Consider the following 7,537-nt stretch of genomic DNA (forward strand, 5'->3'; position numbering starts at 1 on the left):
GAGTTCTGCCAAAGCATTATAAATTATGGTGGCAGAACGGAAGCAGGTTGACGGACTGGGTTCGACATCCAGCACACCCGAAGGTGTCCCACTCCCGTCCTACCGCTACGGGAGGGAACGGGTGTGCACACAAGACTACTCCTCAGAAGAAATAATCCTGATGTGGTCGAATCATCGGTCCGTCAAAACCGACTGGCAATGTAGGCCAGCCCGCAAATGGTAATCTTCAATATTTGAGCTGTCAATGTGAAATTGGCTAGAAATTATTTAATTAATTATTGTTTTTCATTGTATTAGGTACTTTGTCTAAACATTATATAAAGTAATATTGAACACTGTTTTAGAAATACAAGCTCCCGCCTCTATTTTTTTCAAATGTTGTATACGCCAAGTCCCCTTATACGCCTATAAGCTTAACTTAATAAAAATGATTAAGAAGTATTAGATAAATATTGCATTTTTTTTATTAGATAAGCTATTTTTATATGCATAAAGTTGTATATACATGTTAGGTTGTGACTATACATATGAACCATGCATAGCCCTAACGCCAAATACGCTTTATCACAAAATTTAATATTGAGAACCGGGCATTTTGTCCGTTTGTTCTCTTCTAAATAAGAACTGACTATTGAGGCAAAACATGGATTGTTTATTTAATAAATCTTTCGAAAAGACGATGAAAGGATTTCAAAAACTGGTGTTGGGGGTACCCCTCCTCATTACCGCCCAAACAAGTTTTGCCGATTGGATTAAAGATTCTGTTTCTAAAAATGAATCAAAAACTATTCAAATTCGCCATTATATTCATGAGCATCCAGAACTTGGGAACATGGAGTTCAACACTTCAAAATTAGTGCAAAATGAGTTGAAGTCTTATGGGATCGAAGTTCGAAAAGGTTTTGCAAAAACTGGTGTTATTGGGATCTTAAAAGGCGATCTGCCTGGTCCCGTTATGGCATTAAGAGCAGATATGGATGCCTTACCCATCGAAGAAAAAACAAATTTGAGTTATGCAAGCAAAGTAAAAGCACAATATCAGGGTGAGTTACAACCTGTTATGCATGCATGCGGTCATGACGCACATACGGCTATGCTATTAGGTGCAGCAAAAATACTTGCAGAAAACAAGAATAGACTCGCGGGCACTGTTGTTTTTGTTTTCCAACCTTCTGAAGAAGGAGCTGCTGATTTGGCTGGTTTTAGCCAAGGTGACCAAATCGGCTCAAGAAAGATGATTACAGACGGCGCACTTAAAAAGCCAGAACCTGAAGTCATGTTTGGTATCCATGTCGTTTCAGGTATTCCAAGTGGCAGCATTTTCTATAAAGATGAAGCTATGCTTAATAGTGCTGATGAATTCCGCATTAAACTGACTGGACAGCAAGTGCATGCTTCTATGCCTTGGGCTGGTCGAGATCCAATTGTGGCATCTGCTGCCATTATTAATAATATTCAAACGATGATCAGTCGCCGTTCTGATCTTACTAAAGGTATGGCCGTGATAACGGTAGGACATATTTCCGGCGGAACTGCGGCCAACATTATTCCGAAAGAAGTTGATATGGAAGGTACTATTCGTACCAATAACGAAGATATCCGTCAAAATATTCTTCAACAATTGCCTGAAATGGTCACTCATACTGCGCTTGCAAACAATGTAAAAGCTGATATTGAACTCTCGCCTTATGCACCTGTAACTTATAACAATAAAATGTTAACTCAATTAATTTTGCCTACATTAGAAAATACGGTTGGTAAAAATAATTTGCATCGTATGGAGACTAATGCAAGTGCAAGTGATGACTTTGCACACTATGGCAAGCTTATGCCCTCGCTTTATATTTCACTCGGTGCGACTCCTAAAAATCAAGATATGAGTAAAGCAGCTCCTAACCATAGTCCAGAATTTATTGTAGATGATGCAACCTTAAAAACAGGTGTTGAGTCTCATATACGTTTTGTTATGGATTATCCTGCTATTGCTAGTCAGGTACAAAAAGCTTGGAGAAATGATAAGAAATAATTTTTATTAGTTAATCGCTTCACTCATTTTATATGGGTGTGAGCGATTAATATAAAAATATTAGATTTCTATTTATAAATCATAATTAAAATTATAAAAACAATAAATTACAAGAAAAACAATATTAAATTGATTTTATCAAAACAGCTATATTCTATATGGATATATAGTAAAAAATTATACAATATTGATACCTATTCTTTAATGTTATTAATTAATCTCTTAACTAATAAAATAGGTAAAATCGTAATGTATAAATTTTTAGCACTTTCTTTTATTAGTATAGGTCTGGTTGCTTGCAATAAAACTAGTGAGGATTCTGCATTAACTATAAATAATCAGGAATATATGCCGAAACACCAACTAACAGCTAATAAATATATTTATGAATACAACAATATTATTTATAACTTACCTAACAATAGTGACCAAAAATCGATCAATTTAAAATTAAAAAAATTATTAAATACCATGCCATCTAATGAAGATAATTTAGCCATTTTAAAAACTAAAAGGAAAATTCTTATTCGTCTGGGTTGCCTTGAACAAGCTTATGCCATTACTGAAAAAATGTTAATGAAAGCTAATAATTCCAAGCTTCAGGAAACGCAATGTATTTTCTTAAAACGGATGAAAAAAAATATATCACTTATAAAGCAATGTTATGAAAAAACTGCGTCCAGCTATTTAAACGAAATAAATCTAATTCCTAAAGCACAGTTATGGTACCAATATGCATTATGGGGAAATTATGCGGCAATGTACCACGCTGGTCATAAAGAATATAAGCTTAAGCTACTCGAACTAATTAACTATCATAATAATGAAGATCATCGTTTAACGTACCGACAAATGTATGAAAGCGTAGTGAATCCGTCAATTTTACAAAAAAGAATCGATCGGATTCCTTATAGCCCTGAGTGTCGTTAACAACTCTTTAACCTCCAGATTTTCACCTAAAAATAGAGCATTTACCCATCCATATTTTCATTATCCGAAGCATCATCTTTATTTAAAATACGCCCTTCCTGTTTTGGCCGAATTAATGGTGCTGTTGGTCTCGGATGATGCGCATGCGTATATTGCATACCCGCTCCGGCATATACATCATCGGCGGCAATTTCAGTTTCAAAACGCTCATTGTCCAAATCTCGAATTTCTTCGGTAATTCGCTCTACCTCGTCTTCATCTACACCTAGCTCTTGTAAAATAACACCCCCAAATTTGATGGCAGACTCAAAAGTTTCACGAATCATGTAGTCTACTTTTTGTTTGACTAAATGTAGTGAATGCTCACGATCATATGAACGAACTAATAATTTTGCCAACGGAAATTCATGAGTCACGAGTTCTACAATTCTATTGGTAGTTTCTTTACTATCTACACATACTACAATTGCTTGTGCAGTTGCGGCTCCAGACGCATGTAGAATATCTAAACGGCAACCATCGCCATAATAAATTTTAAAACCAAATCTTTCAGCATTTCGAATCATGTCGGTATTATTATCAATAATGGTGACGTCTACTCCTCTTGCCAACAATAATTGACTGGTTACCTGCCCAAATCGCCCGAAACCGATCATTAAAACATTACCAGTTAAACCCTCGGCAATATTGATGTTTTCTAATGAAACACTTGCCTTAGATTGAGTAAAACGCTTAAAAATAATACCTACAATTGGGGTTAACACCATTGAAAGTACAACAATAGCAGTTAGGTTTGATTTAATAGTACTATCAATGACTTGTGCACTTAATGCGGCAGAAAAAAGTACAAAGGCAAACTCGCCACCTTGAGCCATCAATAAGGCACGATCTAAGGCCTCAGTATGAGAACTCTTAGTTACTCGCGCGACCATATAAATCATGATGGCTTTAGCAAACATGAGAGCAATTACGCTACTTACAATAAGCTGCCAGTTTTGAGCAACCACTGATAAATCCAGTGACATGCCAACCCCAAGGAAAAAGAGACCCAACAGGATTCCACGGAAAGGTTCAATATCAGCTTCAATTTGATGCCTAAAGGTAGATTCAGATAGCAACACACCAGCCAAGAAAGCGCCCATTGCCATAGTCAAACCGCTCACTTGCATGAGCAATGCCGCACCCAATACCACCAGCAAGGCGGCAGCGGTCATCACTTCTCTTGCTTTAGCGGCAGCCAAGATTCTAAATAATGGATTAAGTAACCAATGCCCTGCTGCAATAAGACCCGCAATGGCCAATAAACCAATTCCTATATTTTCTAAACGTACCGATGTGCTTTCGACCACATGATTCGGTGCCATAAAAGCAACAATAGCCAACAATGGCACTATCAATAAATCTTCAAATAATAAGATGGCTACAATTTTTTGCCCGCGAGGCTGAGTTAAGTCACCACGATCGCCCAGTAGTTGCATCACAATAGCAGTCGATGTTAATACAAACCCTGCTGCGCCGATAAAAGCAACTTGCCACGTAAAACCAAATAGCAAACCTACGCCTGTTAATGCCACAGCACAGCTTATGATTTGTAGTGTTCCTAGCCCAAAAATTTCCCGTCGTAGACTCCATAAATGTGATGGCTGCATTTCGAGACCAATCACAAATAGGTACATCACAATGCCCAACTCGGCAATATGTAAGATTGCGGTGGAATCTTGGAAAAATGCAAAACCGAAAGGGCCAATAATCAGACCCGCAATGAGATAACCTAATACCGAACCTAAACCAATACGTTTAAAAATAGGGACTGCAATTACCGCGGCCGCCAATAAAACTACAGGGGCAATCAAGCTAATTGAATGTGCTTCTGAACTCATATACTACTCATCTTTTGATTTATCTTTTTGTATTTATTTAAATTCTCACCCTCTCCTTGCTGTAAATTAAACATAATTTCCTATATAAAAAAGCACCCTTTTGATTGTTGCTAACTTATAAAAAGTACTTTTTAAATGTTATTAGGCACCCTCTACAACTAGTTAAAAAGCCCAATAACCTTATATAGATATACAAAAGAATCTAAAGGAATACCTTTAGATTCTTGTCATTATTTTACTTAGCTTTATAGGTAAACTTAATTAAAGCCCCTGGGTTTTCCAACTGGTTTGTAACGGAACCATCATCTTTTTGAACATTACCTTCCGGGTCAGTTAAGACATATAAAGTATTCCCTTCAGGGTTTGCAATAACATCACGATAGCGATTGTTACTTTTGAACATCGGAATAGCATCATCATAGGTCGTGCTATATGTCTGATCCATCTTAATACGGAAAATAACCCCACGTTTTAAAGATGGAACAAGCAAAGTATTTTCCCAACCTGGAATTGCTTTTTTACCGCCCGTATAAACATAAGCCGAAGATGGAGCTACCGTTGGCCAGCAAATATAAGTCATATCGCCACACATCGGGTCGTTATAGTTATAAGTATCCTGAACGGTAAATAAGGTCTTCAAAGGTGCAATAAAGTTTTTACCAGTCCATTCAGACTCTTTTGTTACTGGAACACCCGCCGCTACTTTTATGCCGTTTTGTCCTAAATCTTTAATTTGAGATTTATTGGTTGCGGCTGAATAGTTTGCATAGGCATAACCACTGTCATCTTTATAGCCTGCCACATTAGGCCAACCGTAGTTCCCACCCTTAACAACCAAATTAATTTCATCGTCAGAATTTGGGCCTTGCTCAGCTTGTAAGAGCTTACCATTTGGTGCAAATGCCAAACCTTGTGGGTTACGATGACCTAATGTGTAAACATGACTTGTAACACCATTAAAACTTGGGTTATCACGAGGGATACTACCATCCAAATTTAAACGCAGGACTTTACCAGAATATGCATGGAAGTCTTTATTCTTTAATTCTTGTTGGGTTGGAAGACTTTGGGCATAGTTAGGCTCAAACAAATACGTTAACTGGTTATGGCCTTGGTCACCCAAAGTGTAATAAATCTTATGGTCCGGTCCAATCACTAAACGACCAGCTTGATGGTCTTTAGAAGAAGGTAACCCTGCTAATAAATCAACTGGGTTTTGCAAGGTATCTGTTGATTTATTATAGGTGTATCTTCTAATAATTGTCTGATTTGGAGAGTTCTTGTCTGTTGCTTGAGGATTTTTAAAAGTTCCAGAGATATAAATATATGGGTTATTTTTAAAATCAGGATGAAATGCAAAACCTAATAAGCCGTTTTGTGCATGCGGATCATTAATAATACCAGGTACTTGAAATACTGTTTTAACTGCACCTGTTTCCGGATTTACTCGTAAGATTTTGCCTGTCACAAGTTCAGTCAACCAAATCTGGTTATCCGGTCCCCAGACTAAAGCATGAGGTTTATTTAAATTTGATAAAAGAACCTTTTTTTCAAAATTTTCAGTTTTTGCTTTTGCAAATTGCGCTGGAGTTAAGGGAACATCAGCCAATGCATTAGACATTGTAAAAAGCTGAACCGAACCTAAAAAAGCAATGTTTAGTAATAAGTGTTTATTCATAATTTTCACCGTATTCAAAGTTAATGCTTTCGTTTTTAGCACTTTAGAGAGGTGGATCAGGAAATTTGAACAACACTTATAAGTGATATTTTGCTCCCCAAATGATGTTATAAACATCAATATATGGAGTATTTTATGGCACGTAGACCAAGAAGAAATCATTCAAATGATTTTAAAGCTAAGGTAGCACTTGCTGCGATTAAAGCAGAAAAAACACTTGCTGAATTGAGTGCTGAATTTGATGTTCATCAAAACCAAATTATCGACTGGAAAAATCAACTGATTTCAGCTTCCTCGCAAGCTTTCGATCAATCAAAAGCTCCAACAGAACCACCCATCGATCTAAAAAAACTACATGCAAAAATCGGTGAGCAGGCATTAGAAATTGATTTTTTAGAAGGTGTGTTGAAGAAACTGGGCCGCTTCAACCACAAAAGTTAATCGATGACTCACTTCAGATTTCAGTATCTAAGCAAGCTCAGCTGCTGAAAGTCTCCCGTGGTTGTTATTACTATCGCCCAAAACCTGTGAGTGCATCAGATCTGAAGCTGATGCGGTGTATGGATGAGTTACATATGCAATACCCTTTTGCAGGTAGCCGTATGATGCGTGATTTGTTGAATCGTCAAGGACATCATATAGGACGACGTCATACACGTACTTTAATGAAGAAAATGGGCATTAATGCGTTATATTGCAAACCAAATTTAAGCCAGGCTAATCAAGCTCACCGCAAATATCCATATCTGCTCAAAGGATTGGCTATTCAGCGCAGTAATCAAGTGTGGTCTACGGATATAACGTATATCCCTATGGCAAAAGGCTTTGTTTATTTATGTGCTGTGATTGATTGGCATAGCCGCAAGGTACTTGCGCATAGAGTATCGATTAGTATGGAGGTTACATTTTGCATAGAAACATTAAATGAAGCTATTGAAAAATATGGTCGACCTGAAATATTTAATACAGACCAAGGCAGTCAGTTTACCAGTGATGCATTTATTGATGTATTGAAATCAAATG

Annotated in this window: 4 protein-coding genes and 1 pseudogene; 3 read left to right on the plus strand and 2 right to left on the minus strand. The window is 37.0% G+C overall.

The genetic code is table 11. The annotated features are described in order from the left end of the window. Window positions 1–643: 643 nt before the first annotated feature. A complete protein-coding gene (locus tag MKL62_RS03330; protein ID WP_005128589.1) occupies window positions 644–2,026 on the plus strand; it encodes an amidohydrolase in 1,383 nt (460 codons plus the stop codon). Between the two features lie 249 nt (window positions 2,027–2,275). Further along, window positions 2,276–2,956 carry a hypothetical protein gene (locus tag MKL62_RS03335; RefSeq protein ID WP_005128588.1) on the plus strand — a complete coding sequence of 227 codons (681 nt, stop codon included), beginning with the start codon at window positions 2,276–2,278 and terminating at the stop codon, window positions 2,954–2,956. A gap of 41 nt (window positions 2,957–2,997) precedes the next feature. On the opposite strand, the gene MKL62_RS03340 is transcribed toward MKL62_RS03335, so the two are convergent. Further along, a complete protein-coding gene (locus MKL62_RS03340) occupies window positions 2,998–4,836 on the minus strand; it encodes a monovalent cation:proton antiporter-2 (CPA2) family protein (protein WP_005128586.1) in 1,839 nt (612 codons plus the stop codon). A gap of 235 nt (window positions 4,837–5,071) precedes the next feature. Beyond that, window positions 5,072–6,514, minus strand: a complete 1,443-nt coding sequence (locus tag MKL62_RS03345) for a glucose/sorbosone family PQQ-dependent dehydrogenase (RefSeq protein ID WP_001032874.1) — start codon at window positions 6,512–6,514, stop codon at window positions 5,072–5,074. Window positions 6,515–6,637: 123 nt separating this feature from the next. Between MKL62_RS03345 and MKL62_RS03350 the strand changes: the two are divergent. Beyond that, window positions 6,638–7,537: pseudogene (locus MKL62_RS03350) on the plus strand (IS3 family transposase); the annotation flags it as partial.

This window comes from Acinetobacter sp. AOR01_HL, from assembly GCF_027855455.1.
GTDB classification, from domain to species: Bacteria; Pseudomonadota; Gammaproteobacteria; order Pseudomonadales; family Moraxellaceae; genus Acinetobacter; species Acinetobacter baumannii.